19 protein-coding genes are annotated in these 26,572 nt (G+C 57.1%); 5 read left to right on the top strand and 14 right to left on the bottom strand.

The window, feature by feature from the left end; all coding sequences use genetic code 11:
- Positions 1-2 precede the first annotated feature (2 nt).
- The 3 genes from H1Y61_RS14185 to H1Y61_RS14175 form a co-directional block, all read right to left on the bottom strand.
- A complete protein-coding gene (locus H1Y61_RS14185) occupies positions 3-3,134 on the bottom strand; it encodes an efflux RND transporter permease subunit (protein ID WP_180572958.1) in 3,132 nt (1,043 codons plus the stop codon).
- A complete protein-coding gene (locus H1Y61_RS14180; RefSeq protein WP_180572957.1) occupies positions 3,131-4,426 on the bottom strand; it encodes an efflux RND transporter periplasmic adaptor subunit in 1,296 nt (431 codons plus the stop codon). Before H1Y61_RS14180 ends, H1Y61_RS14185 begins: the two co-directional genes overlap by 4 nt.
- A gap of 190 nt (positions 4,427-4,616) precedes the next feature.
- The gene (locus tag H1Y61_RS14175; RefSeq protein WP_180572956.1) at positions 4,617-5,402 is read right to left on the bottom strand and encodes an SDR family oxidoreductase; all 786 of its coding nucleotides are present in this window, start codon (positions 5,400-5,402) and stop codon (positions 4,617-4,619) included.
- A gap of 282 nt (positions 5,403-5,684) precedes the next feature.
- Between H1Y61_RS14175 and H1Y61_RS14170 the strand changes: the two genes are divergently transcribed.
- The 3 genes from H1Y61_RS14170 to H1Y61_RS14160 all read left to right on the top strand — a co-directional run bounded on the left by H1Y61_RS14170 (position 5,685) and on the right by H1Y61_RS14160 (position 10,270).
- Complete coding sequence (locus H1Y61_RS14170; protein WP_180572955.1) at positions 5,685-7,346, top strand: electron transfer flavoprotein-ubiquinone oxidoreductase; 1,662 nt, start codon at positions 5,685-5,687, stop codon at positions 7,344-7,346.
- A 251-nt stretch (positions 7,347-7,597) separates the two neighbouring features.
- The gene (locus tag H1Y61_RS14165; RefSeq protein ID WP_156597794.1) at positions 7,598-8,701 is read left to right on the top strand and encodes a branched-chain amino acid aminotransferase; all 1,104 of its coding nucleotides are present in this window, start codon (positions 7,598-7,600) and stop codon (positions 8,699-8,701) included.
- Positions 8,702-8,998: 297 nt separating this feature from the next.
- Positions 8,999-10,270 carry a class I SAM-dependent methyltransferase gene (locus H1Y61_RS14160; protein ID WP_180572954.1) on the top strand — a complete coding sequence of 424 codons (1,272 nt, stop codon included), beginning with the start codon at positions 8,999-9,001 and terminating at the stop codon, positions 10,268-10,270.
- 118 nt (positions 10,271-10,388) lie between these two features.
- Here the strand turns inward: H1Y61_RS14160 and H1Y61_RS14155 are convergent, their stop codons facing one another.
- The 4 genes from H1Y61_RS14155 to H1Y61_RS14140 all read right to left on the bottom strand — a co-directional run bounded on the left by H1Y61_RS14155 (position 10,389) and on the right by H1Y61_RS14140 (position 15,681).
- Entirely contained in the window at positions 10,389-11,309 is a 921-nt protein-coding gene (locus H1Y61_RS14155; RefSeq protein WP_174110375.1) for a hypothetical protein, read from the bottom strand.
- Positions 11,310-11,572: 263 nt separating this feature from the next.
- Positions 11,573-12,336 (bottom strand): IS5-like element IS869 family transposase gene (locus H1Y61_RS14150; RefSeq protein ID WP_139192301.1). Its coding sequence is split into 2 segments (ribosomal slippage): positions 11,573-12,021 and positions 12,021-12,336, totalling 765 coding nucleotides; the frame shifts between segments, so codons are not numbered across the junction.
- 233 nt (positions 12,337-12,569) lie between these two features.
- The gene (mgtE, locus tag H1Y61_RS14145; RefSeq protein ID WP_071204753.1) at positions 12,570-13,946 is read right to left on the bottom strand and encodes a magnesium transporter; all 1,377 of its coding nucleotides are present in this window, start codon (positions 13,944-13,946) and stop codon (positions 12,570-12,572) included.
- A gap of 505 nt (positions 13,947-14,451) precedes the next feature.
- Positions 14,452-15,681, bottom strand: a complete 1,230-nt coding sequence (locus H1Y61_RS14140) for an MFS transporter (RefSeq protein ID WP_139191424.1) — start codon at positions 15,679-15,681, stop codon at positions 14,452-14,454.
- Between the two features lie 390 nt (positions 15,682-16,071).
- On the opposite strand from H1Y61_RS14140, the gene H1Y61_RS14135 reads away from it, so the two are divergent.
- Entirely contained in the window at positions 16,072-16,980 is a 909-nt protein-coding gene (locus H1Y61_RS14135; RefSeq protein WP_180572953.1) for a diacylglycerol/lipid kinase family protein, read from the top strand.
- Positions 16,981-17,043: 63 nt separating this feature from the next.
- Here the strand turns inward: H1Y61_RS14135 and H1Y61_RS14130 are convergent, their stop codons facing one another.
- From H1Y61_RS14130 to H1Y61_RS14110, 5 genes are all read right to left on the bottom strand, one after another.
- Entirely contained in the window at positions 17,044-18,648 is a 1,605-nt protein-coding gene (locus H1Y61_RS14130; protein WP_180572952.1) for an ABC transporter ATP-binding protein, read from the bottom strand.
- Between the two features lie 2 nt (positions 18,649-18,650).
- Positions 18,651-19,772: an ABC transporter permease gene (locus H1Y61_RS14125; protein WP_087727626.1), complete on the bottom strand. Its 1,122-nt coding sequence runs from the start codon at positions 19,770-19,772 to the stop codon at positions 18,651-18,653.
- The gene (oppB, locus tag H1Y61_RS14120; RefSeq protein ID WP_015915426.1) at positions 19,765-20,688 is read right to left on the bottom strand and encodes an oligopeptide ABC transporter permease OppB; all 924 of its coding nucleotides are present in this window, start codon (positions 20,686-20,688) and stop codon (positions 19,765-19,767) included. The genes H1Y61_RS14125 and oppB overlap by 8 nt, the downstream gene beginning before the upstream one ends.
- A 63-nt stretch (positions 20,689-20,751) precedes the next feature.
- Positions 20,752-22,350 (bottom strand): peptide ABC transporter substrate-binding protein, encoded by a 1,599-nt coding sequence (locus H1Y61_RS14115; protein ID WP_180572951.1) that lies wholly within the window; start codon positions 22,348-22,350, stop codon positions 20,752-20,754.
- Between the two features lie 304 nt (positions 22,351-22,654).
- The gene (locus tag H1Y61_RS14110; RefSeq protein WP_180572950.1) at positions 22,655-24,010 is read right to left on the bottom strand and encodes a glutamine synthetase family protein; all 1,356 of its coding nucleotides are present in this window, start codon (positions 24,008-24,010) and stop codon (positions 22,655-22,657) included.
- Between the two features lie 125 nt (positions 24,011-24,135).
- On the opposite strand from H1Y61_RS14110, the gene H1Y61_RS14105 reads away from it, so the two are divergent.
- Entirely contained in the window at positions 24,136-25,506 is a 1,371-nt protein-coding gene (locus H1Y61_RS14105; protein ID WP_180572949.1) for an aspartate aminotransferase family protein, read from the top strand.
- Between the two features lie 131 nt (positions 25,507-25,637).
- On the opposite strand, the gene H1Y61_RS14100 is transcribed toward H1Y61_RS14105, so the two are convergent.
- Together H1Y61_RS14100 and H1Y61_RS14095 are read right to left on the bottom strand one after the other, a co-directional pair.
- Positions 25,638-25,925, bottom strand: a complete 288-nt coding sequence (locus tag H1Y61_RS14100; protein ID WP_070149436.1) for a DUF2218 domain-containing protein — start codon at positions 25,923-25,925, stop codon at positions 25,638-25,640.
- A 2-nt stretch (positions 25,926-25,927) separates the two neighbouring features.
- Complete coding sequence (locus H1Y61_RS14095) at positions 25,928-26,530, bottom strand: PadR family transcriptional regulator (RefSeq protein WP_180572948.1); 603 nt, start codon at positions 26,528-26,530, stop codon at positions 25,928-25,930.
- Positions 26,531-26,572: the final 42 nt, after the last annotated feature.

The following is a 26,572-nucleotide window of genomic DNA, read 5'->3' as shown; positions in this document are numbered from 1 at the left end:
CGCTATTCAGCCGCCATGGCTGGTTTGGATGGCTGATCCTCGCTGTTTGCCGCGTGGTGACCCTTGTCGCGGCGAACGAGCCGGGTCAGGAATTTGCCGAACCTGTCCATTTCCACGAAGATGACAGGTGTGATGAACAGTGTGAGCAATTGTGAGACGATCAGGCCGCCGACAACGGCGATGCCAAGTGGCTGGCGGAGTTCGGAACTGGCACCGTGGCCAAGCGCAATGGGCAGGGCTCCGAGAAGCGCGCAGAAAGTGGTCATCATGATCGGCCGGAAACGCCGCACACAGGCCTCGTGAATGGCCTTTGCCGGTGTCTCGCCATGCTCGCGGATCAATTCCACCGCCACGTCGATCATCATGATCGCATTTTTCTTGACGATGCCGATCAGCATCAACAGGCCGATCAGTGCGATGACCGACATGTCGAAATTCAGCAGTTTCAAGGCCAGAAGCGCCCCGAAAGCCGCCGCTGGCAGGCCGGAGAGAATGGTGAGCGGATGGATGAAGCTCTCATACAATACGCCCAGCACCACATAGATCGTCAGGACGGCGGCGAGGATCAACAGGCCGGTATTGCTTTGCGATTGCTGGAAAATCGCCGCCGTACCGCCATAGGAGGTGAAGACGTCATTGGGCACGCCAATCTCGGTCTTGATCTGATCAATCCGGGCGGTAGCGTCGCTCAGCGATATGCCATCGGGCAGATTGAACGACACTGTGGTCGAGACCAGCTGGCCGGTCTGGTTGACAGTGACAGGCGCGTTATGACGCTTGACGGTGGCGAAGTTTGACAGCGGCACCAGCGTTCCCGTGGAAGAAGACCGCACCAGGATATCGCGCAGGAACTCGTCGTCCCATGGCTTGTTCCTGTCGAACTCGACGATGACATCGTAGCTGTCGCCGGTAGACTGAATCTGGGCAGCATTATAACCGCTGAACGCCATTTCCAGCGTCTTGCGAAGCTGGTCGTTGGTAATACCGAAAGCGGCGGCCTTGCCATTGTCGATGTTGATGTCGGCGGCAATGGCATTGTTCTGCGCATCGCTGGTCACATCGGTAAACAACGGGTCCTGACGCATAGCGGCCTGGATCTTCGATGACCATTCATCGGTTGCTGTCGTGCTCAGTGCCTGGACGACGAGCTGATACTGGCTGGCGGTGCTGCGGCCACCGAAGCGCAGATTCTGTTGTGGGGTGATATAGCTGCGCATGCCGGCGATCTTGGACAGCTTCTGTCGCATCTCGTTGAGGGTTTGAGCGAGAGGCGGACGGTCATCTTTCGGTTTCAGCTGGACGAAGATCGTGCCGTTGTTGAGCGGGCTGCGGCTTGAGCCACCGACGATGGAGGTGACATGATCGACAGCCGGATTGGTCTTTAATTCGTCAGCGACCTTTTGCTGAAGATCGCGCATGGCCGCATAGGAAATATCCTCACGGGCCTGGGTGCTGACCGTCAGCCGGCCAATATCTTCCTGTGGGAAGAAGCTGGATGGCAGCGTATGGAACAGCCAGCCGGAGCCTGCGATGGAGGCGACAAAGACCATCATCACCACAAAGCGGTGGTTGAGACACCAGCGAACAGACTTGTCATAGCCGCTCTGCGTCTTGGCGAAACCGGCGTCGAACCAGCGCACGATCAGCGGTGGGCGGCTGCTGTGGGAGGAAATGCGGGCTGCAAGCATTGGCGTAACCGTCAGGGACACCAAGGCGGAAGACAGAATGGCCATGGTGACGACCATGCCGAACTCATTGAACAGGCGTCCGACAACACCACCCATCAACAGGATAGGAATGAATACCGCCACCAGTGAGATCGACATGGAAATAATCGTGTAGCTGACCTCGCCGGCGCCTTTAAGGGCAGCCTGAAGCGGCGGCATGCCTTCTTCGACATGGCGCAGGATATTTTCCAGCATGACGATAGCGTCATCCACCACCAGACCGACTGCCAGCGTCAGGCCGAGCAGTGAGATATTGTCAATACTGTAGCCAAGCACGTACATGCCACCAAAGGTGGCAATCAGCGAAAGTGGCACGGCAAGACCGGGAATAAGGGTCGCGGTCAGATGGCCGGTGAACAGATAGATGACCAGGATAACAAGGGCGATGGTGAGGAACAACGTGAACTGAACGTCATGGATCGCCTCGCGGATCGAGTTTGACGAATCGTTCATCACATTGATCTTCAACGAAGGCGGTAGCTGCTTTTGCAGGGCAGGCAGCTTTGCCATGATCTCATCGACCACTTCGACGGTATTGGCGTCAGGCTGGCGCTGAATGGCAAGAATGATTGCCTGTTTGCCATCGAACCAACTGCCCGCGTCGAGATTGTCGACACTGTCGCGCACATTGGCGACATCGGATAGGTGGATGGGGGCGCCATTGCTGGTGGAAATCACCAGGGACTTGAATTCCTCGGCATTGGTGCGCTGGGTATTGGCGTTGATGGTCAGCGACTGGTTTGCCATATTCAAGGTGCCGATTGGCACCTGGCTATTGGCACCCACAATCGCCGATGTCAGCGTGTCGACGCCAAGCCCGCGCGCTTGCAGCTTGGCGGGATCGACGCCGATCCGCACCGCGTAGGTCTGTGAGCCATAGATACTGACCTGCGCCACGCCGTTCAGCGTCGACAGCAGCGGGGAAATGATGTTTTCGGCAATCGAATCCACCTGACTGCGCGGCATCTCATCGCTGTTGATGGCCAGGAGCAGCACCGGCGAATCGGCTGGATTGGTCTTGCGATAGCTTGGATCTGACGTCATGTTGCTGGGCAACTGACGGCTGGCGCGGGAAATTGCCGCCTGAACGTCAGCGGCGGCGGCATCGATATCACGGTTCAGATCGAACTGGAGAACGACGGAGGAATTGCCCAGCGAGTTGGTCGCGCTGATTTCGCTGATCCCGGGGATGGTCTCGAACTGCTTGATCAGCGGGGTGGAAACCGACGTCGCCATGGTTTCCGGCGAGGCGCCTGACAGGGTCGCCGTCACGTTGATGGTGGGAAAATCCACCTTGGGAAGAGCGGCAACCGGCAGAAGCCGATAACCGGCAAGCCCAGCCAGAACCAGGCCGATGGCCAGCAGAATGGTGGCAACAGGCCGATTGATGCAAAAAGCAGGGATCATCGGGTGATATCCTTCGGCTCGTTTTCAGCCACTTTCTGGCCGGCAAACTGTTCCAGAACAGTCTGGCCGTCGGCAAGCTGCACCTGGCCTTCCACCACGACGTGATCGCCTTCCTTGAGACCCGAGGCAATCGCCGTCATATCGCCATTAGCGCGCAGGACGGAAACCTTGGTTGCCTTGACCTTGCTGTCGCTGTTGACCGTATAGACGAAGAAGCCTTCGGCGCCGGGGCGAACCGCGACAGTTGGCACGAGGATGTTGCGGTCTTCGGTCTGGAAGCGAACAGTAACATTGGCGCTCTGTCCGGGCCAAAGAATGCCCTTGTCGTTTTGAAACTCTGCCTTGACGAGAATAGTCCCCGAGGAGGTGTCCACGCTATTGTCGAAGAAGGACAGCTTGCCTTGAACCGGCACGCCGCCGGTCGAGGCTGGATCGACATCGACCACAACATCCTTGCCGGCAAACGCCTGATGCAATTGCGGCAGGTAGCGTTCCGCCATCTGGAACTTCACATAGATCGGGTTGTAACGGGTGATGCTGACGATGGCGGTTCCGGCGCTGACATAGGCGCCGATGCTGAGCTGGATACTTCCGAGCCGGCCATCGAAGGGGGCCCGGATTTTCATGTGCTCCAGGTCGACCATATCGGAGGCCAGCGTTGCCTTATCGGCGTCAACCTTGGCGGCGGCCGAATCTCGCGACGCCTTTGCCTGTTCGTAGGCCTGCTGTGATTGAGCATTCTGCTTCAGCAAGCTTTCCGCACGCGTCAAGGCAGCCTCGTATTCGGCCAGGCTGGCCTGGTCGGAAACGATATTGGCCTGGTCCTTGTCCACCGTCGCCTTTGCGATCCGGTCATCCAGCCGGGCAATCAGATCTCCGGCCTTTACTTCCTGTCCGTCCTTGGCGATCACGTCCTGAAGCAGACCGCTCTTAAGGGCCGCCAGTGTCGTGGTATCCTCCGCTTCGGCCCAGCCAGTCGCCGTGGCATCCATTGGCAGATTGCCCATGCTGACAGCAACGGTCTTGACCGATGCTGGCCCGCCATTGCGCCGGCCGCCACTCTTTCCGCCCCCTTGGCCAGTCGGTTTGCCAGCTTCCTGTGCTGAGGCCCGATCTGAGGACTGCCCATTGGCTTGGGCCGTTGCCTGTTCGGCACCCGGTTTGTGGCCCGCCGTCTGGCTGGCTTGGCTCAGAAACGGAACCTTGTCGAGATAAGGAATATGGTCGCGATATATCCACCCGCCGACGGCAAGGATTGCGATGATGCTGGAGGCGGTCCAGAATTTTTTCATGTGTCAGGGCCTGATAAAGCTTGAGCTGGTCGTTCATCCTATCATTATTGAATTAATGCACCGCGAAAATAACAGAGACGCACACTATCGATCAACTCGCGGTGAGTTATCCTTAAATTCTTGTAATAAACCCGTATTTAGTGACAGTAACATTCGTTCGTCACTAAATACGGCTATTGGGCTACTGTGTTCAAAGAGATTTGGCGGCGCCGCCATCGACCCGCAGCATTGTGCCGGTGATGTATGCGGCAGGGACGGAGCAGAGAAAAGCACCTGCGGCGGCAAATTCTTCCACCTTGCCAAGCCGTCCTATCGGGAAGGTTTTGATCGAGCTTTCGCGAACCTCTTCCAGCGTTTTACCTTGGCGTTTGGCATTGGCGCCGTCCAGTTCATCAATCCGGTCGGTATGGATCCTTCCAGGCAGGAGTAGATTGGCGGTGATGCCGAAGGAGGCGATTTCGGAAGACAGCGTCTTGTTCCAGCCGACCAACGCGCCGCGCAACGTGTTGGAGAGTGCCAGATTGGCGATTGGCTCAATCACGCCAGACGAAGCAACGGTGAGAATGCGTCCGAAGCCCTGTGCCTTCATCTGGGGAACCAGCGCGTTGGTCAGCGTAATGATCCGCACCACCATGGACTGAAAGAAGGTGTGGAGCTTTTCATCGTCCATGTCTTCCACCGTGCCTGGGGTCGGCCCACCCGTATTGTTGACGAGGATGTCGATGCCGCCGAGTTTTGCGGCGATCGCTTCAACGAGGGTGGCGACGAAATCAGTATCCGAGAGATCCGCCACCACATAGTCCGCCTTGCCGCCAGCCTTGACGATGTCAGCGCAATTGGCCTCGAGCTTGTCTTTTGTGCGTCCGCAGATCAGCACATGCGCGCCTTCGGCGGCCAGTGCATTGGCGATGCCTTGCCCAAGTCCGCGAGATGCGGCGAGAACAACCGCCCGCTTGCCGGAAATGCCAAGATCCATTGTGACTTCCTTTTTGTGAATGACGATGCGATTTTCACGCGAACCTAACAAGCGGGGATGCAAAATCAAAGGCAGAGAAAGCGATAAGATCCTGTGGTCAGCATGTTATCCATTTCACGGCATCACAGTAATTGACGTGCACGTAAACGGAAGATATTCTTGCGCCTCATAGCACCCAGCAGGGATTTCACGCCTTGCCCTGTCGCAACCTGGCTCGACAAGCCCGGTTTGATTTGACAAGGAAGAGGTCCATCTGGGGAAAAAGCCGAGCGGAGAACAACGATGAGCGAACAAGAGCTGCCCGAGCGCGAGAGCATGGAATTTGACGTGGTGATTGTGGGTGCGGGGCCTGCGGGTCTTTCGGCTGCCATTCGCCTCAAGCAGGTCAATCCCGATCTGACGGTTGTCGTGCTGGAAAAGGGTGCGGAAGTCGGCGCCCATATTCTCTCCGGGGCTGTGGTCGATCCGGTTGGCGTCGATAAGCTTCTCCCGGATTGGCGCAAGGAAGCCGATCATCCGTTCAAGACCGAAGTCACCGCCGACCATTTCCTGTTTCTCGGTCCCGCAGGCTCCATTCGCCTGCCCAATGCTCTGATGCCGCCGCTGATGAACAATCACGGCAATTACATTGTATCGCTTGGCAATGTCTGTCGCTGGCTGGCGGGCCATGCCGAGGCGCTGGGTGTCGAGATCTACCCGGGCTTTGCCGCCACCGAATTGCTCTATAACGAGGCTGGCGCGGTGATCGGTGTTGCCACCGGGGATATGGGCATCGAGAAGAACGGCGAACCCGGTTCCAGTTACACGCGCGGCATGGAATTGTTGGGCAAATATGTGCTGATCGGCGAAGGCGTGCGTGGCTCGCTTGCCAAGCAGCTGATCGCCAAATTCGATCTGTCACGCGAGAGCGATGTGCAGAAATTCGGCCTCGGCATCAAGGAACTGTGGCAGGTTAAGCCTGAGCACCATAAGCCCGGCCTGGTCCAGCATTCGTTCGGCTGGCCGCTGGACATGAAAACTGGCGGCGGCTCTTTCCTCTATCATCTCGAGGATAATCAGGTCGCGGTCGGCTTCGTCGTGCATCTGAACTACAAGAACCCCTATCTCTATCCGTTCGAGGAGTTCCAGCGCTTCAAGACCCATCCGGCGATCCGTGAAACCTTTGAGGGTGCCAAGCGGATTTCCTATGGAGCGCGGGCGATTACCGAAGGCGGTTATCAGTCGGTGCCGAAATTGTCCTTCCCCGGTGGGGCGCTGCTGGGCTGTTCGGCGGGCATGGTCAATGTGCCGCGCATCAAGGGCAGCCATAATGCTGTTCTATCGGGAATGATGGCGGCGGAAAAGATTGCCGAGGCAATTGCGGCGGGCCGCGCCAATGATGAGCCGGTTGAGATCGAAAACAGCTGGCGCGGCAGCGAAATCGGCACGGATTTGCGGCGGGTGCGAAACGTCAAGCCGCTGTGGTCGAAACTCGGCACGGTGCTCGGCGTGGCGCTGGGCGGGCTGGATATGTGGACCAACCAGCTTCTCGGCTTTTCTGTCTTCGGCACGCTGAAACATGGCAAGACCGATGCCCAGAGCCTTGAACCGGCTGCACAGCATAAGAAGATCGATTATCCCAAGCCGGATGGCGTGCTGACCTTCGACCGCCTGTCCTCGGTGTTTCTGTCCAACACCAATCATGAGGAAGACCAGCCGGTGCATCTCAAGGTCAAGGACATGGCGCTGCAGAAGAGCTCCGAGCTTGGCGTCTATGCCGGACCTTCCAGCCGCTACTGTCCCGCCGGGGTTTATGAATGGGTGGAGAAGGAGGGCGAACCGAGCTTCGTCATCAATGCCCAGAATTGCGTTCACTGCAAGACCTGCGACATCAAGGACCCGAACCAGAACATCACCTGGGTGCCGCCACAAGGAGGCGAAGGACCGGTTTACCCGAACATGTAATGTTCGGGTAAGGCGGTTCGCACGGACCTCCGTCAAGGGGAGCGGCGAAGGGCCGGTTTATCCGAACATGTAATGTTCGGGTAAGGCGGTTCGCACGGACTTACTGCCTGCATAAGGCCGTTGGTTGGATATTTTTATCAACCGTACCGGTTTGCACTTGAAATGCCTTGCGAAAGCTGGTGATCGTCTATACGAAACGTCAATAGGTCAGCAATATTGACCTATTGACTGATTTGAGGAGATCACCTGTCATGTCTGCCGCAACTGCAAAGCCGGAATTCATCGTCAAGCCGAATGCGAACCCCATGCCGGAAGCAGAGCGCCTTGAGGCGTTCCAGAGCCTGGGCTTTGGTACGCTATTCAGCGACCATATGGCGGTGATTCAGTGGAATGTGGTGAAGGGCTGGCATTCGGCGGAGATTACCGCGCGCGGGCCATTTGCCATCGATCCGGCAGCCGCGGTGCTGCATTACGCCCAGGAAATTTTCGAGGGGATGAAGGCGTACCGTACGGCGGAAGGTCGCGTCGTGCTGTTTCGCCCGGACGAAAATGCCCGCCGTTTCAACGAGTCTGCACGACGCATGGCGATGCCGGAAATTCCCGAGGAGCTGTTTCTCGAAGCCATCGATAAACTGGTCAAGGCCGATGCGAAGTGGATTCCAGACGGTGAGGGCAGCCTTTATCTGCGGCCTTTCATGTTCGCCAGCGAAGCTTTTCTGGGGGTGCGCCCGGCACGAGATTATATTTTCTGTGTCATCGCCTCGCCGGTCGGCCCCTATTTCAAGGGCGGCGCCAAGGCGGTGAAGATCTGGGTTTCGGAAAACTACACACGCGCCGCTCCCGGCGGCACCGGTGCCGCCAAATGCGGCGGCAATTATGCGGCAAGCCTGATTGCCCAGCAGGAAGCGGTTGAGCATGGCTGCGATCAGGTGGCCTTCCTGGATGCCGCCGAGCACAAGTGGCTGGAAGAGCTGGGTGGCATGAACGTGTTTTTCGTCATGGACGACGGTTCACTGGTGACGCCGCCTCTAGGCGGCACCATCCTGCCGGGCATTACCCGTAATTCGTTGATCTCGCTCATCAAAGACCAAGGCATGACAGTGCATGAACGCCCTTATTCTTTCGAGGAATGGCAGGCGGATGCCAAAAGCGGCAAGCTGAAAGAAGCCTTCGCCTGCGGCACGGCCGCTGTGGTGGCTGGCATCGGCGAGGTCAAATTCACCGATGGTGGCTTTGTGATCGGCAATGGCGAAACCGGGCCAGCCACCCTGAAAATCCGCGAGCAACTGGTCAATATCCAGCGCGGCAAGAGCAATGACCCGCATGGCTGGGTCCGCCGGATTGAAGGCGTCTGATACAAAAGGCCGGGAGTGATCCCGGCCTTTTTAATTATATTCTCAAGAGTAAATATGATTTTCTTTTCTATGTTTCGACATGGTTTACTGCGTGACGTGTAATATAAAAAACTGCGCATTCTACGGTTGCCTGAGAATTTTCACATTTTGCGCATAATTTGTTCTTACATATTGCCTGGTTAGGTATGCAGGTTTCCCTTGCAAGCCAAGCAAACTCACACTTCCTTTGTTCTCGTTCGTCTTTCGGGAAAATCGCATTAACTTTTCTCCGACAGACTGTAAGGGCTGTTGAAGATCATGGCTGTGCATCCCGGAAATGCAGACCGCTTGAAACAACCACCAAGATCCATTTTTAACGCCATTTCAGATTGGGCCTTGGCCTCGGCGCTGTCGCGCATCGTCACCATTGGGTGTCTGGATATTGTGACAGTCAGCGGCAAGACGCTGTCATTTGGTGACCGCACGGGTTCCCCTGTCACGGTTCGCTTCGCCGATACGCGCGCGCAATGGGCTTTTCTGATCGATGCCGATATGCGGCTGGGCGAACTCTATATGGATGAACGGTTCTTTGTCGATCAGGGAACCATGTTCGATTTTGTGTCCATGGTGCTGCGGGAGGCGCAAAATGCCACCCATCCGCTGATCGCCCGGATCATCGACGATGTGAGGACCCGGTTCAGGATCTTTCGCCATCGCAATCTTCCCGCCAGATCCAAACAGAATGTCGCGCACCATTACGATCTGGATGCACGGCTTTACGAACTGTTTCTGGATGAAGACCGGCAGTATTCCTGCGCCTATTTCGAGCACGATGATCAGAGCCTGGACGACGCCCAGCGCGCCAAGAAAGACCATCTTGCCGCCAAGCTACGCCTCAAGCCGGGAAACCGTGTGCTGGATATTGGCTGCGGCTGGGGCGGTCTCGCCCTTCATCTGGCCAATAGGGCTGTCGGCGGAGAGGTGGTTGGCGTCACCTTGTCTGAAGAGCAGCTAGCCTACGCGGTCAAGCGGCCCCGCAAGCCTGCGACAGAAGCAGCCAATGTCGATTTCCGGCTGATGGATTATCGCAGTCTGGACGGCAAATTCGACCGCATCGTCTCGGTCGGCATGTTCGAGCATGTCGGGCTTGCGGCCTACAGGACGTTTTTCAGCAAATGCAGCACGCTGCTGGCCGATGATGGCGTGATGGTGCTGCACACGATCGGCTGTTCCGCAACGCCGGGCTTTACCACGCCATGGCTAGATAAATATATCTTCCCAGGCGGCTATATTCCGGCGCTCTCGGAAATCGTTCCTGAAATCGAAAAGGCTGGCCTGACGATCACGGATGTCGAGGTGTTGCGCATCCACTATGCCAAAACCTTGCGCCACTGGCGAGACCGCTTCACCGCCCGTTGGGCAGACGCAGCCGCCCTCTACGATGAACGCTTCTGCCGGATGTGGGACTATTATCTATCAACCGCCGAAGCCGCCTTCCATTACGAGGACCTGGTGGTGTTCCAGATCCAGATAGCCAAGAAAAACAATATCCTGCCGCTGACGCGGGATTACATTTTGCGGGAGAGGTGAAGGGGCGGCGGTTGAGCTAAGACCGCCGCCGGTTTCATCCTCTGGGTAGAAGACGGCGATTGCCGTTTTACTCTATACTATTTCTGGGTGACGCTCGCAATATCGCTAAGGGACAGTATTAATCTGTTTTCGTAATTTTTTGTATTACTGTTTCGATATTGCCATCGATTAGTCGGATGCTGACTCCAACCTGCGTCTGGCTTGATAGAGTCTGAAGGCTGGATATCCGGATACTCGTGGTGCGGTCAACGGTATAGTTCAGTGTATCCCAAGTTATTGTATCGTTGGTGACCGTACCACGCTTGTAAAAAGCATCGTCGTCATTGCTGCTCTTATGCGACTCCCAGATGACACCACCATCAGTGATTGTAAGATCATTGGAATCGCCTTTGTCGTAATTGTTATTATGAACAAGTTTCAATTGCGTAAGATCAGCGGTGACACTTCCGTACTGGTAGTAAAGGTTTGTGCTACTCCCTGACGCGTGTCCAAGTATGACGTCATTCTCTTTATTGATGCTAACGGTAGGATGTAATCCTGCATCATATTTAACGCCAGAACTCCATTTTATTGTGAGTTTATCTGTATCTATTGTTCCAATGCTATAATATAAATTTGTACTTTCCGTAGAGGACCATACAGCAACCGCGACTTTTTCGTTTATCGATAAAAAGGGATCTGTTCCAGCGTTGAATTTAATGCTTTCACCCCAATTGATAATATATTTCTCTTTGTCAATTTTTCCAACTCTATAGAATAAGTTGTTGCTATCTGTGGTAGATCTATGAACGGATACTGCATATCCGCTATCATTGATAGAAATGGTGGCTTGGTCTCCATCGTCGTATGTTAGCTGCTCCCCCCAGCCTATGGTAGGAATATCTGTATCATAACAATTTCCTACGCAGTAGTATAGATTGCTACTGGCTGTTGAACTCCACCCAGCAACAATAACTAAATCACCGTTCATTGTTATTGTCGGATGCGATCCGTTTGCAAAAACTCTGGAGCTAGTTGATTTCATATCATAAATGGCCATGTTTATTACCTCAATATTTTTCTATTGTCTGATTTTGTAATTTGCACGTAGAGGTACGTGCAATACAACTTTTTATAGAAAAAAAATAGTTAATACAACCTAATAGGCGGACCTATGGAAGAAATGATTTATGTATGGATTGTGTTTTCTTAGAGCATCGGACCGAAAAGTGGGAACCGGTTTTCGGAAAATCTGATGCTAAAACAACATTCTAGAGCATCGTGTCGATTCCGATTTTCGGCACGATGCTCTAGGCCGTAGACTCATAACGATCTGATCCAAATTCTTGCTGCTGCCAATTTGACAGCGGCGAGAAAGTTCAATGGGTCTTTGTCGTAACGGGTTGCGATGCCTCTGAACTGTTTGAGTTTGCTGAAGAAACGCTCAACGAGATTGCGCTGTCGGTAAACCCATTGGCTGAAAGGGAAGCTTCCCTTCCGATTGCTCTTGGCAGGAATATTGGCCCATGCCTGCCTTTGCTTTGCAAATGCTCTGATCGCGTTGGTATCGTAGGCCTTGTCCGCCAGCAGGATCGCACCCTTGGAGATTGTCTGTAACAATGGTTCTGCCATGCGACCATCATGGGCTTGACCGGCTGTGAGTGCGAGACGGATCGGTCGGCCATCGGCATCGACAACGGCGTGGATTTTGGTGGTCAAGCCGCCACGGGAACGTCCCATGCAGCCATCGTGTTGATCCCCCTTTTTCCCGTGGCCGCATGTTGATGAACACGGACACAGGAGCTGTCGATCATAACGATATCGCCGTCGAAAGCCTTGGAAATCTCGCCCAGAACATGATCCCAGACACCCGCCTTTCGCCATCGCACGAACCGGTTGTAGCAGGTTGTATATGGGCCATATCGATCAGGAACGTCTGCCCAGGGTGAACCTGTCCGAAACCGCCACAAGATGCCGTTGATCACCCGCCGGTCGTCAACCCGTGGCACCCCACGCGGCTTGTTGGGTAACAAGGGCTGGATGACAGTCCATTCGAAATCGGTGAGATCAAACCGGCGACGGGTCATGAGAGGCCTCCAAATCAAGCCCTCAGTGAATCAAAATCAGGCCGATTTGCAAACCCGGTTTATGAGTGTGCGGCCTAGTGAAATGAATTTAACACTTGATACCCATTTGCCGGGCCCTCGAGGATCAAATGTCAAAATCAGACCACTCGGGTTGCCTCAAACCCCAACGAGCATGCAATGACGCGCGAAGCCGCCCTAGCCAATCCGCGGGCGGCCTCCTCCCAAATCACTCCCTACAACAGCGTCCCGCTCAAGATCACCAGCGCAACCGTAAAATAGATCACCAGCCCTGACACATCCACCAGCGTCGCCACGGCCGGGGCCGAGGCACTGGCGGGGTCGAGGCGCAGGCGTTGCAGCAGGAAGGGCAGCATCGAGCCTGCCATCGAGCCGAAGGTGACGATGCCGATCAGGGCGGCAAACACGGTGAAGCCAACCAGCAACCAATGGTCGCCGTAATTATAGAGACCCATATGCTGCCACAGCGCGATGCGAACGAAACCAACCAGGCCGAGAATGGTCCCCAGCGTCATGCCCGTGGGCAATTCACGGATGGCAACGCGCCACCAGTCCGAGAGCTTCAATTCTCCCACCGCCAGCGCCCGAATGATCAACGAGGTGGCCTGCGAGCCGGAATTGCCGCCGGAACTCATGATCAGCGGAATGAACAGGGTCAGCACCACGGCCTTTTCCAGCTCGCCTTCAAAATATTGCATGGCGCTGGCGGTCAGCATTTCGCCGAGGAACAGGGCGGCGAGCCAGCCGGCCCGCTTCTTGATCATGCCGGCAAAGCCGATCTGCATATAGGGCTTGCCCAACGCTTCCATGCCGCCGAATTTCTGGGCGTCTTCAGTCGTGTCGGCAATCATTGTGTCGATCACGTCATCGACCGTGACAATGCCTAGCATCTGACCGGTATCGTTGGTGACGGGCAGGGCGAGCAGATTGTTGCGGCGGATCAGACGAGCCACTTCTTCCTGTGTCATCAACGGGCTTGCATGCACGACGCCATGACATTGGGCAACGGAAAGGATGGATGCCTCCGGCTCTACGGTGATCAGCCGCCGCAGCGTGACCACGGCAATAAGCGTCCGGGTGATACGGTCCAGCACATAAATCGCATAGACGGTCTCGCTGGCGTTTTCCACCATCCGCACATGGGCCAGTGTTTCGGCCACGGTGAAATCATCGGGCACGCTGACGAATTCTGTCGTCATGATCGATCCGGCGGTGCGCTGCGGATAGGCCATCAGGTGTTCGACGGCATGGGCCGTGGCCGCATCGAGCCGCGAAAAAATCACCATCCGGCAGCGGTCGTCCATCGCCTGAAAAATGTCGGCGACCCGGTCGTGGGCAGTGGCTTTCAGCAGGCGCACGGCTGTATCGACCGGAAGAGCCGCGATGATGTCGGCAGCATGCACCAGTTCGGGGCGGGCAATGACGCGCAGCGCCTTTGGCTGCGGCAGGCTTGCCAGCATGGCGGCGGCCTCGGAGGTGTCCAGCGCATTTAGCTGTTCGATCCGGTCCGTAACGGTAACGACATTGAGGCTGTCGTTGAGAAGGTGGCGGGCAGCATGACCGGCCCGCAGAGGAAGGCGTTGGATGTTCATTATGCTTGCCTTTCCGTCGATCCGCCGTAACGCAACCGACCGGCAAGCTGACGGAACCGTCAGAGCAGGGCGACCGCGTACGGCATGGACAATCGACTGCTACTGTCGCTTGGCATCTTATCGATGACTCCGTTGATATCCGTGCGGAAATCTCCCGCCCGTTCATATTAGCTGCGCCTCTGCCTGCGTAAAGTCAAGAGGGGTATGGTGGCTCAAACCAGGGCGAAAGCGTGCAGCGCACTACACAAATCGGTGAATGCGGGCTCTGTCTGGATGTAGGCCTCATCTCGATGGTTATTTTGCTATCCCGTTGTCCGGCGCGCGCAGAAATTTCCGAGAGTATGCAAGGACTTGCTCAATAAACTCCACAGCCGCTTTCTCGGTCGGAAAGGTGGCAAAACGGCGGGGCAGCACTCACGGTCGGTTAACCATGCATACAAAACACACTCAAGGTCCGCTGCTGGCGCGGGCCGGTAACGTGTTTTTTTGCTTGTTTAAGGACCGCTCAGGATGCTGATCGGCGCTGTAGCGCAACCGAGATCAGGAAGACCACGAGGCCGAGGAGCGACAGGACTGCACCGACATAGCCCGTCGCGCCATAGCCATAGCCCGCGGAAATCACCATGCCACCCAGCCAGGCACCGAGCGCATTGGCAATGTTGAAGGCTGAATGATTGGAAGCGGCAGCCAGCGTCTGGGCGTCGGCTGCGACATCCATCAGTCTCGTCTGCACGGCGGGACAGGCGGCGAAACCGCAGCCGGTCAGGAAGACGCAGATACACAGCATGACCGGATTGGCGGCAGTCAGCGAAAAGATCGTCATCAGCACAACGTTAAAGGCCAGCATGCCGCCGATGGTGCCGTTCAGCGAGTAATCGGCCATGCGTGAGCCAACGACATTGCCGACATTCATGCCGATGCCGAACAGCGCTAGCACCACGGCAATCATCGAGGCGGGCATCCCGGCGGTGTCGGTGGTGGTCTTGGCGATATAGCTGAAGATTGAGAACATGCCGCCAAAGCCGACCGCAGCCACGGCAAGCGCCAACCACACTTGTAACCGGCCGAAAGCGCCGAGCTCGCGGCGAATGCTGGCGCCTTCTGCTACCGTGTCCTTACGCAGGTTGAACGCAATCAGCACCGCCGTCAGCGCGGCAATTGCCCCGACCAGCATGAAAGCGGCCCGCCAGCTCATCATCTGGCCAAGGAAGGTGGCAAATGGTGTGCCGATCAGCGTCGCAATGGTCAGGCCTAGCATGACGCGGCCAACGGCGCGTGCCCGCTTGTGCGGCTCGACCATCGATGCGGCCACCAGGGCGGCGACCCCGAAATAGGCGCCATGTGGCAGACCGGTGATGAAGCGCAGGACGGTGAAACTCAGAAAGCCTGGGGCCATGGCACTTGTGATATTGCCAAGAGCAAACAGGCCCATCAGCATCAGCAGCAATGTCTTGCGTGGCAGCTTTGCCGCCAACGCGGCAATGATCGGCGCTCCGACGACCACGCCCAATGCATAGGCACTGATCACGCGCCCCGCCTCGGGTACGCTGACGGAATAGGTCTGCGCCACCTCCGGCAACAGGCCCATGATGGCGAATTCGCCGGTGCCGATGCCAAACCCACCGACGGCCAGCGCAAATTCAATCAACAGGACGGTGCGCGGCGACAGGGCGGCTTCGATCCGGTCTGAACTGGGTCTGACGGGCGAGGGTGCGAAGCGGATCGTATCGTTCATAAAATCATCCCGGCACCGGAGCAAGGCTGGTGCTGTTCAATAGAAAAGGCAGCAGGGAAGACTGCTCGACGCAGCTGAATCGCGAAATAACCCATTTGGTGCATCCACAATGCCGCCGCTAACCTTATGTGGTCATGCGCAAGGCAAGACAGTCAAAGTCGCAAACCTGCGGATGGGGATGGTCAAACGTGATGCCGTTACCCTTAGCATGCATGTGTGCGTTGCGGTAGAACGATAATGATGATCTTGATCTTTTCGGCTGCAAACCCGATTTGCAGCAGACGCATGCAACATAATCGGTGGTGGATCGTTAAAATGCGTTGTCGTGCGGTTTCAACGTAAGGCACACCAGCCTGGAGCTGGGCGGCGGTCAAAAGGAGCAGCGCGGGAATGAAAATCATGGCCGTTTTCAACCGGGAGGGCGGGACCTTTCGCACCACCGACATGGATGCCTATTGCGCACGTGCCGAGCAAATCTTCCGCGATGCTGGCCATGAGATCGAAACCATGGCTGTTGATGGCCGTGATATCGTCAAGACCCTCGAGGCCGCTGCAAAGCAAGGGTATGATGCGCTGATCGCCGGTGGCGGCGACGGGACCATATCGACAGCCGCCGGCATTGCCTGGAAAGCCTGTCTGCCGCTCGGCGTCGTCCCCGCCGGGACGATGAACCTGTTTGCACGCTCGCTGAAACTGCCGCTCGATATCTGGCAGGTTCTGGACGTGCTGGCATCGGCGGAGATCCAGTCTGTTGACATCGCCACTGCCAATGGTCAGCCCTATGTGCACCAGTTTTCCGCTGGCCTGCACGCCCGGATGGTCCGTCTGCGCAACCGGATGGACTATGCTTCGCGCTTTGGCAAGATGCGGGCCAGCACCAGCGCTGCGATCAGCGTGATGTTCAATCCGCCTCGCTTCGACGTCATTTTCGATATCGACGCCGATGGACGGCAGGACAGCAAGGAAGTGTCAGCCGTTTCGGTTTGCAACAACCCGGTTGGAACCAACCCGTTGTTTTATGCCGATGATATTACCACCGGCCAACTCGGGATCTATCTTGCAGCCCCACTCGATTCGGTCGGATTGGCAGGGTTGGCGATTGATATTCTGCGCGGCAAGCTCACGGAAAACCAGGCCGTCACGTCGGCCACCTCACAAATCGTCAAGCTGCATTTCCCAAAACATCGCCACGGCGTTGCCTGCGTGATTGATGGAGAACTGCTGCGGATGCCGCGAGATGTGGAGATCAAAATCCATCCAGGCGAATTAAAAGTCTTGGCGCCCGCCCTTTCGGCATAGTCCATCTCATGAAAACGCCCGGACGAGCCGGGCGTTTAAACTGTGACATTTTTCCGAAAAGCTTCAATGCGTAAACGCAGCCGCAATCAGGGCCTTGGTATAGTCCTCGGCGGGGCTTTCGAAAATGTCTTCCGTCGGCCCTTCTTCAACGATCTTTCCGTTTTTCATCACGATCACATGGTCGGAAATCGCCTTGATCACCGACAGATCGTGGCTGATGAACACGTAGGACAGGTCGTGTTTCTGTTGCAGGTCGCGCAGCAGCTCAATCACCTGCCGCTGCACCGAACGGTCCAGGGCCGAGGTCGGTTCATCGAGGATTACCACTTTCGGCTTGAGGATCATTGAGCGGGCGATGGCGATACGCTGACGCTGGCCGCCGGAAAATTCATGCGGATAGCGATTGCGCGAGGCCGGATCGAGGCCGACTTCTTTCAAGGCGGCAATGGCGCGCTTGTCGCGCTCCGCCTTGCTAAGATCAGGCTCATGCACGTAAAGCCCTTCGGTGATGATCTCGCCAACCGTCTGGCGTGGCGAGAGCGAGCCGTAGGGGTCCTGAAACACCAGCTGTAACTGACGGCGGAAGGGACGCATCCCGGCGCGGTCGAGGCCGGAAATATCCGTGGTCTCGAAGCTGAACCGGCCATCGGCGGAGAGCAGCTTCAGCAGCGCCCGTCCCAGCGTGGATTTGCCCGAACCAGATTCGCCGACGATACCGATGGTCTGGCCCTTTCGGAGCTTCAGATTGACATGATCGACGGCCCGGAACTTTCGATTGCCTTTGAACAGAATGCCGGAGCTGATGTTGAAATCCACCACGACATTGCGGCCTTCGAGGATAACCGGTGCATCGGAGGGCGGTGCGGCCTTGGAACCTGATGGTTCGGCGGCCAGCAGCATCTTGGTGTAATCGGCCTGTGGGCGCTCAAAAATATCGTCGCGGCTGCCCTGTTCGACTATCTCGCCGCGCCGCATGACCGCCACACGGTCGGCAACATGCTTGACCACACCGAGGTCGTGGGTGATCAGCACGATGGCCATGCCGAAGCGCTTTTGCAGATCGGCGAGAAGATCGAGGATCTGCGCCTGGATCGTCACGTCCAGCGCCGTAGTCGGCTCGTCGGCGATCAGCAGGTCCGGCTCGTTGGCGAGCGCCATGGCGATCATCACGCGCTGGCGCTGGCCGCCGGACAATTCATGCGGGTAGCTGTCGATCCGCCGCTCCGGTTCCGGGATGCCGACCAGCTTGAGCAATTCCAGCACGCGGGCGCGCGCCTTCGACCTGCTCATGCGGCGGTGAAAAATCAACGGCTCGGAAATCTGCTTGCCGACGGTGTAGAGCGGATCGAGCGAGGTCATCGGCTCCTGAAAGATCATGGTGATCTTCGAGCCGCGTACGTCGTTCAGCGTCGAGATGCTGGCGCCTGCCAGTTCGGTTTCGCCGTAGCGGGCCGAGCCTGCCACCTGTCCATTCGAGGCCAGCAGCCCCATAATGCCCATCATCGTCTGGCTTTTGCCGGAGCCGGATTCACCGACGATGGCCAGCGTCTCACCTTTCTTGACCTCGAAGGAAATGCCCTTGACGGCATTCACCTCGCCATCGGGCGTGGTGAATGTGACCTTCAGGTCCTTGACGGTCAGCACCGTCTGGTTTTCGGTCTTGTCCATGCTTATCGGTCCTTGGGATCAAGCGCATCGCGCAGCCCGTCGCCCACGAAATTGAGCGAAAACAGGGTCAGCACAAAGAAAAAGGCGGGGAAGATCAGCAGCCACGGCGCGTTCTGCATGTTTTTCGCCCCTTCGGAAATCAGCGTTCCCCAACTGGCCAGCGGCGCCTGCACGCCAAGCCCGAGGAAAGAGAGGAAGCTTTCGGTGAGGATCACCTGCGGCACCACGACGGTGACGAAGACGATGACCGGGCCGATCGTGTTGGGAATGATATGACGGCGGATGATCTGCCAGTCATTGAGCCCCAGTGCTTCCGCAGCGCCGACGAATTCGCGACGCTTCAAGGACAGGGTTTGGCCGCGCACGATCCTGGCCATTTCCAGCCATTGCACCGCGCCGATGACGATGAAGATCAGCCAGATGGAGCGGCCGAAAAATACCACCATGACCACGACTAGAAACACGAAGGGCAGCGAATAGAGGATTTCGACGATGCGCATCATCACATTGTCAACCCGCCCGCCCAGATAGCCGGAAGTGGCCCCGTAGATCACGCCGATTCCGAGTGATACGAGACTGGCGGCAAGGCCGACCGCAATCGAAATCTGACCGCCCAGCATGACACGCACCAGAAGATCGCGGCCATTGCTATCGGTTCCGAACGGAAAATATTCCTGAGAAACGCGACCGGTCAATACCATGCTGAGCTGGTCTGGGGTGGTCTGGGCGACTCGTGTTTCCTTGAACTCGTTGACCCGGTCGAAATAGCGGACAGTGCGTGGATCGATCGGTTTGTCTGACGTGATCGTGGCAGTGAAGCTGCCGTTTTCCACGGCGAATGCGCTGATCTTCAGCCGCGCTCGATTGGCCGCGCCCTCGGCAACCTGTTGAAGTGTGGCCGGATCCGGGAAGGGCTTGAGGCTCGGCGGTACCGAAACATAGGATGGAAATACCTGATCGTAGTTATGCGGCACGAAAAGCGGGCCTGCGAAAGCAAAGAGGGTGATGAGCAGCAAAACGAAGCAGCCGCCCATGGCCGCTCTGTTGCGGCGAAAGCGCAGGAGGGCCAGCTGGCCAAGGCTGCGGCCTTCGACCGCCGGAGAGGTAATGGAAATATCAGTCATGGCGAACCCTCGGGTCGAGCAGGCCGTAGGCGATGTCGACGATCAGGTTGAAAACGATCACGAATACCGCAACGAGAACCACGGTGGCCATGACCAAGGGATAGTCCCGGTTCAGCGCACCGATGACGAAGAAGCGGCCGACGCCCGGAATGGTGAAGATGCTCTCGACAACAGCCGAGCCGGTCAGGAGGGCGGCTGCCGCTGGCGCCAGATAGGACACGACCGGCAGCATCGCACCACGCAAGGCATGGGTGATGACGATGGTGCGCGACGGCAGGCCATAGGCGCGGGCCGTGCGGATATGGTCGGTATGCAAGGCCTCGATCATTGAGCCGCGCGTCAGCCGCGCGATGATGGCGATTTGCGGCAGGGCCAGAACGGTGATCGGCAGGGCGAGATAATAGGGCGAGCCGTCACCCCATCCGCCCGCAGGTAGAAGGGACAGCATCAGGGCAAAAATCAGCGTCAGCACTGGTCCCATGACGAAATTCGGAATTGTGACGCCCACTGTCGCGAAGGTCATCACGACGAAATCGATCAGGCCATTCTGACGCAACGCGGCGATAGTCCCGAGGATGACGCCGCCGATCAGCGCGATCAGCAGGGCGGTAGCACCAAGCTGAACCGAATAGGGCAGGGCCTGGGCAATCAACTGGGCAACGGTATTGTCTTTGTAGATGAAACTTGGACCGAAATCACCGCGCAGGGCATTGCCGAGATAGGTGATATATTGCTGCCAGATCGGCTGGTCCAACTGATAGGTCTTCATCAGGTTGGCCATGATATCAGGCGGCAACGGGCGCTCGAGGTCGAACGGCCCGCCCGGCGCAAAGCGCATCAGGAAGAAGGATATGGTGATGACGACGAACACCGTTGGCACGGCGCTCATCAGTCGGCGCAGGACGAAATTGATCATGGTCAAATAGCCGACGCGCGACGGACCGGATTGGCCCATCGCGCGTCATTCTCCTGTTCGACGTTACTTGGATACGTTGAGATACTTGGAATAATGCTCGTTGACGGCATTGTCGCCCCAACCGGAAACTTTGCTGGATACCAGCCAAAGATTGGCCGTGTTCATCAGCGGAGCCACTGGCTGCTGATCCACCAGGATCTGTTCAGCCTTATGCATCAGGTCCATCCGCACCTTCTGGTCCTTTTCGTCATAGGACTTCTTCATCAGCGCGTCGAATTCCGGATTGTTCCAGTGGCTGTAGTTGAAGGTCGTGTTGGTGCTGATCGTCAGCGCCAGGAAGTTTTCCGGGTCGGCATAATCTGCCCCCCAGCCAGCACGGGCGACGCTGTATTTGCCGCCTTCCTTGAGGTAAGAATAGTGCGAGGCCACGTCTAGATTGACGAGCGATACTTTGGCACCGAAGGTGGTCTTCCACATATCGGCAATGGCGGTCGCCACGCGCTCGTGGTTGGTATTGGTGTTGTAGCGGATTTCGAGGTTGAGCGGCTTGCCGCCTTGGCCGTAACCGGCCTCCTTCATCAATTCCACGGCCTTGTCTTCGCGGTCGATTTGCGACAGCGAGGCAAAATCGGGCGCGGCCGGCTTTTCATAGCCTTCCATGCCCGGAGGCACCATGGAATAGAGCGGCAATTGCGCACCGGAATAGATTTCGCTCGACAGGAAATCTCGGTCTACGGCCATAGACAGAGCTTTGCGAACGCGCACGTCGCTCATAGGCTCCTGGCGCATGTCAAATGTGTAATAATAGGTTGCCAGACCCGGATCGACATGGACCTGGCTGTTATAGGCAGCGCGCAACCGCTTCAACTGGTCGGCGGAGAAATTGTAGACGACATCAAGTTCACCAGCTTCGTAACGGCGAACGGCGGCGGCGTCATCTTCAATTGGGTAGAATATCACCTTGTCGAGTTTGACATTCTTGGCATCCCAATATTGGTCGTTCTTGGCGACAACCAGCTTGTCGTTCGGCACATGCGATTCCAGCTTGAAGGCGCCGTTATTGACCATATTGCCGGGCTTGACGAACTGGTCGCCGAATTTTTCGTAATTGGCCTTGCTGATTGGCAAGGACGTATAATGGGCCATCAGTTGCAGAAAATAGGGCGTTGAGCGCTCCAGGGTGATTTCCAGCGTCTTGGCGTCGACGATCTTGATGCCGAGCTGATCGACGGGCGCCTTGCCTGTGTTTACGGCTTCCGCATTCTTGATCGGATAGAGCAGGTTGGCATATTCGGCGGCGGTCTTTGGGTCTTCCAGGCGGCGCATGGCGAACTGGAAGTCTTCCGCGGTTACCGGCGAACCATCCGACCATTTGGCATTATCGCGGATCTTAAAGGTGTAGACAGTGCCATCGTCGGAGACTTTCCAGCTTTCGGCGGCGCCAGGCACGATCTTACCATTTGCGTCATGCGTCGTCAGGCCTTCGAACATGTCGTGAATGACAAAGCCTTCGATGTCGATCGAGATATGCGCCGGATCGAGCGATTTCGGTTCGCCTGCATTGCCGCGGTTCAACACCGCTTCCGCCAATGCACTGCTTGCACCAAACAGCAGGGAACCTGCCAGCACTGCCGTTGCCAGTCTGATTTTCATCTGGGTCATTCTTGTTGTCTCCGCGCCCGTGGGGAATTCGTTCGGTTGTTGACCAAATGGTAAAACTGCCCAAAAAACAAGCCCTGCCTTCAAAAAAACATTGTCGGTTTCTGACCAGAGGCACTTTGTGCTCAAAAGGCAAAATGTTTTCCACAGTCTGGCCCGGCCTCCCCATCATTTCAGGGGAAGTTGGTGCTCCATTCTGTCTGTCGGCGTTATTTTAGTATTTTATTGTTCAGATTGCGATCGGCATGGGATCACATTCCGCTGAACAGTTTTCATGGTCCGGCATTTCTGGACATGGCAGGCGCGTTTACAAGCGCGGCAGATAGGTCCGATAATCGAAATCCGACACGGTGCGCAGATAGGTGATCGCTTCCTTGCGCTTGGTATCACCGTAGAGCTGGCGATATTGTTTTCCGAAAACATCAGCGATGAAATCAGACGTGCGGAAGGCATCGACGGCGGTCAGGAAGTCATGGGTTAGCAGGTCCGGGCTGCTGGCTGGCGCATCAGGCGTTGTCACTGGGCCGGGATCGAGATCGGCCTCCAGCCCCTTTAACATGCCGCCGAGAATGGCGGCGAGCAGCAGATGCGGATTGGCGTCGGCCCCCGCCACCCGGTGCTCGATCCGTGCTGCCGGGCCATCTTTGTCGGGAATACGGATCGCGGTGCCGCGATGGCCGAAACCCCAGTCGATCCGGTCGGGTGCAAAGGAGCCGGGCTGGAAACGGCGATAGGAATTGGCAAAGGGCGCAAAAATCAGCTGCGCTTCCCGCATGGTCTGCAACAAGCCCGCCGTTACCGATTTCAGTTTGACCGGTTCGCCGCCCTTGGCATCGAGAATATTGCGGCCCTCGGCATCGATAATGCTGACATGCACATGCAGGCCGGAGCCTGCCTGGTCGCCATAGGGCTTGGCCATGCAGGTGGATTTCAGCCCGTGGCGGCGGGCGGCAAATTCGGCGACGCGCTTCAGGTAGATACAGTCATCCGCCGCTGCCATGGCATCGGGCCGGTGCAGAAGATTGACCTCGAACTGGCCGGGGCCGAATTCCGCCGTCGTCGCATCGGCAGGCAGGCCCATGGCATCGGCATAGGCGCGCACGGTGGCGAGATAATCCTCCATCGCCCCGGTTGCCCGCATGTCATACAGCTGAAAGCCGTTCGGCTCGCCGCGATAGGTCAGCGCCTTGGGCGGCATGGGGCGACCAGTTTCGCGCCAATCATCTTCCATCACGTAAAATTCCAGCTCGGTTGCCACTACAGGTGTCAGGCCCAAGGCCGAAAACCGCTCCAGCACCCGGGCCAAAATGGCGCGCGGGCAGACGAAGTGCGGCTGGCCCTCAAGTGTATGCATAGTGGCCAGCACCTGTTTGGAGCCTGATGGTGCCCAGGGCATGGGGCTAAGCGAACGCTTGTCGGGAATGCACAGGCCATCTGGATCGCCCAAGGTCAGCGAAATGCCGGTCAGGTCGTCATTGTCATCACCCCAGATATCCAGCGACTGGGTGGAGGCGGGCAGGCGGACGCTGTTTTTCCAGACCTTGTCCTCGGCGTTCAGCGGGATCATCTTGCCGCGCAGATCGCCATTCATGCCCACCAGCAGGATTTCGATCCGGGCCTGCGGGTCGGGAGCGGTGCTGGTGGAGGCGTCGATCTGGGTCATGGCGGGCTTTCGAAAGAGGTCTGCCAGCCCTTGGCGGTTCTTGCCAAAGCTGGTGCATATCGTCATGGTCGTAGCGGATAAATTGCCGCCTTTCAATGCGACACCGCCGCCTTAGGATGCCTGCCATGAACGAGAAAACTGCCGTCCTTTCCAATCTTGCCGCCATCGATGCCGCCCATCATCTGCACCCGTTCAACGATACCAAAAAGCTGAATGAGGCAGGTGTGCGCATTATTGAGCGCGCTGAAGGCGTCCATATCTGGGATGCGACGGGCAAGAAATATCTGGATGCGTTTGGCGGGTTGTGGTGCGTCAATGTCGGCTATGGTCGCAAGTCGATTGCCGATGCGGCCTATGCGCAAATGCAGGAACTACCCTACTACAACACGTTTTTCGGCTCCACCACGCCACCGGCGACGCTGCTGGCCCAGAAGGTTACCAGCCTGGCCGGGCCGCAGATGAACCATGTGTTCTTCACCAATTCGGGTTCCGAGGCCACCGATACATGGTTTCGCCTGGCGCGGGTCTATTGGAAGGCGCTCGGCCACCCCACCAAGACCCAGGTGATTGCCCGCAAGAATGGCTATCATGGCTCGACCGTTGCGGGCGCTTCGCTGGGCGGCATGAAATACATGCATGAACAGGGCAATCTGCCGATTGAGGGTATTCACCACATCAACCAGCCCTATTGGTATGGCGAGGGCGGCACCCTGTCACCTGACGAGTTTGGCCTGAAGGCCGCGCAGGAGCTGGAAGCGAAAATTTTGGAATTGGGTGCCGAAAACGTTGCGGCTTTCGTCGCCGAGCCGGTGCAAGGGGCGGGCGGCGTAATCATTCCGCCGCAGACCTATTGGCCGGAGATCGTCCGCATTTGCCAGCATTATGATGTGCTGCTGGTCTCGGATGAAGTGATCTGCGGCTTTGGCCGGTTGGGCAGTTGGTTCGGCTATCAGCATTTCGGTTTTGAGCCGGATCTGGCTCCGATTGCCAAAGGCTTGTCCTCCGGTTATCTGCCGGTCGGTGGCGTGCTGGTGTCGGATCGGGTGGCCGAGGTGCTGATCAACGAGGTCGGCGATTTCAATCACGGTTATACCTATTCCGGCCATCCGGTCTGTGCGGCTGCGGCATTGGAAAACATCCGTATCCTCGAAGAGGAAAAACTGGTGGAGCGGGTGCGCGACGATATCGGCCCCTATTTCGCCAAAGCGCTGGCGTCGCTTGCCGACCATCAGATGGTGGGCGAGGTGGTCAGCCTTGGGCTGATCGGCGCGGTGCAATTGACGGCGGACAAGGCGTCGCGCTGTCGCTTCGCCAAGCCCGACGATGTTGGCGCGCAAGTGCGCAATCAATGCGTTGCGGGTGGCGTGATTGTCCGCGCCACCGGCGACCGCATGCTGTTTTCGCCGCCGTTTATTATCTCCCGCGTCGAGGTCGATCAGGCGGTGGAGGTTTTGGGCAAGGCGCTGGACTGGCTGCGCGATCACTATCGCGAATAAGTCACTTTATTGCCAAGTCTCTGACATGCTCATGCATCCTCGCCTTGAAGGCATTGCAAATATCTCAAATGCTTACATGGCTTGAGATATTTGCAAAGGGAATACCAAGCTCATTTTCAATGACCTTGGTATCAGGCAGGTTTCCAATCAAAGGGCAGGGGCGCTTCGCGGAAGGCGAAACGGTCGAGATGGCTGGAAACCACGCCTTTGTAGCGCTCCAGCAACTCGTCGTTTTCCGCTTCGATGGTGACCGTCAGTCCTGCCTCGTCGCAGGTCATCACGGCGGTGGCCGTGTCGAAGGTCACTGTGCCTTGGTTTTCGCCAAGCTCGACGGTCAGCTTGTGGCTCCAATGCTTGCAGAGCTGCTGGACATATTTCCAGCCGTGTTCAGTGGGGACGGTGGCAATGGTTTTGGTCATGGTCAAAGCCTTTCAATCTTGCTGGCTGCTTCATCGAGAATGCGCGCGACGTCCAATTGCGTCTCGCGCGACACGTCGTCCTGGGCGAGCCGGTCATGGATCACGGCGCGCAGATTATGGATTGCCCGGCGCACTGGCCCGGCATCGGTGCGTTCGGTCAATTTGGCAAGGGCGGTCAGCCGGGCGATGGCAATCTCTACGGCTTCAGCATTGTCATCGAGGTGGATTTTTCCAGCCTCGGTAATACCCAGCAATTTGCGGGCGCCCTCGGTCTGTTGTTCCTCGGCCAAGCCCATATCCAGCAACAGGGTCATGGTCGGGTAGATCACGCCAGGGCTGGGCGCATAGGCACCGCCTGAGAGCCGCTCGATCTCGCGGATCAGGTCATAGCCATGGCGCGGCAGTTCCGAAATCAGCTTCAGCAGCACCAGCCGCAATTCGCCGGTCTCAAACATCCGGCGGCGTTCGCCATCGCGTCCGTGCTTGCCGCCTGGTCCCTTGTGTCCAAAGGGACCGCCGCGCATCGCATGCATCAGGTCGGCTAGCGGATGACCGCGTCTGCCACCGTGTTCGCCCTGGTATTCATGTGAATGAGAAAACCGCATTGTGTATCTCCGATAAGTTTTTATGAGTCTAAGATATATCTT

The organism is Agrobacterium vitis (assembly GCF_013426735.1).
In the GTDB taxonomy this organism is placed as follows: domain Bacteria; phylum Pseudomonadota; class Alphaproteobacteria; order Rhizobiales; family Rhizobiaceae; genus Allorhizobium; species Allorhizobium vitis_D.
This window is presented reverse-complemented; position numbering and strand designations above follow the sequence as displayed.

Bases quoted from the DNA above. Each gene is read 5' to 3' on its own strand.
- H1Y61_RS14095 (WP_180572948.1), bottom strand. From the start codon at position 26,530: ATGCGGTTTTCTCATTCACATGAATACCAGGGCGAACACGGTGGCAGA.
- H1Y61_RS14160 (WP_180572954.1), top strand. From the start codon at position 8,999: ATGGCTGTGCATCCCGGAAATGCAGACCGCTTGAAACAACCACCAAGA.
- H1Y61_RS14180 (WP_180572957.1), bottom strand. From the start codon at position 4,426: ATGAAAAAATTCTGGACCGCCTCCAGCATCATCGCAATCCTTGCCGTC.
- H1Y61_RS14165 (WP_156597794.1), top strand. From the start codon at position 7,598: ATGTCTGCCGCAACTGCAAAGCCGGAATTCATCGTCAAGCCGAATGCG.
- H1Y61_RS14170 (WP_180572955.1), top strand. From the start codon at position 5,685: ATGAGCGAACAAGAGCTGCCCGAGCGCGAGAGCATGGAATTTGACGTG.
- H1Y61_RS14115 (WP_180572951.1), bottom strand. From the start codon at position 22,350: ATGACCCAGATGAAAATCAGACTGGCAACGGCAGTGCTGGCAGGTTCC.
- mgtE (WP_071204753.1), bottom strand. From the start codon at position 13,946: ATGAACATCCAACGCCTTCCTCTGCGGGCCGGTCATGCTGCCCGCCAC.
- H1Y61_RS14105 (WP_180572949.1), top strand. From the start codon at position 24,136: ATGAACGAGAAAACTGCCGTCCTTTCCAATCTTGCCGCCATCGATGCC.
- H1Y61_RS14155 (WP_174110375.1), bottom strand. From the start codon at position 11,309: ATGGCCATTTATGATATGAAATCAACTAGCTCCAGAGTTTTTGCAAAC.
- H1Y61_RS14125 (WP_087727626.1), bottom strand. From the start codon at position 19,772: ATGACTGATATTTCCATTACCTCTCCGGCGGTCGAAGGCCGCAGCCTT.
- H1Y61_RS14175 (WP_180572956.1), bottom strand. From the start codon at position 5,402: ATGGATCTTGGCATTTCCGGCAAGCGGGCGGTTGTTCTCGCCGCATCT.
- H1Y61_RS14110 (WP_180572950.1), bottom strand. From the start codon at position 24,010: ATGACCCAGATCGACGCCTCCACCAGCACCGCTCCCGACCCGCAGGCC.
- H1Y61_RS14130 (WP_180572952.1), bottom strand. From the start codon at position 18,648: ATGGACAAGACCGAAAACCAGACGGTGCTGACCGTCAAGGACCTGAAG.
- H1Y61_RS14100 (WP_070149436.1), bottom strand. From the start codon at position 25,925: ATGACCAAAACCATTGCCACCGTCCCCACTGAACACGGCTGGAAATAT.
- H1Y61_RS14185 (WP_180572958.1), bottom strand. From the start codon at position 3,134: ATGATCCCTGCTTTTTGCATCAATCGGCCTGTTGCCACCATTCTGCTG.
- H1Y61_RS14135 (WP_180572953.1), top strand. From the start codon at position 16,072: ATGAAAATCATGGCCGTTTTCAACCGGGAGGGCGGGACCTTTCGCACC.
- H1Y61_RS14140 (WP_139191424.1), bottom strand. From the start codon at position 15,681: ATGAACGATACGATCCGCTTCGCACCCTCGCCCGTCAGACCCAGTTCA.
- oppB (WP_015915426.1), bottom strand. From the start codon at position 20,688: ATGATCAATTTCGTCCTGCGCCGACTGATGAGCGCCGTGCCAACGGTG.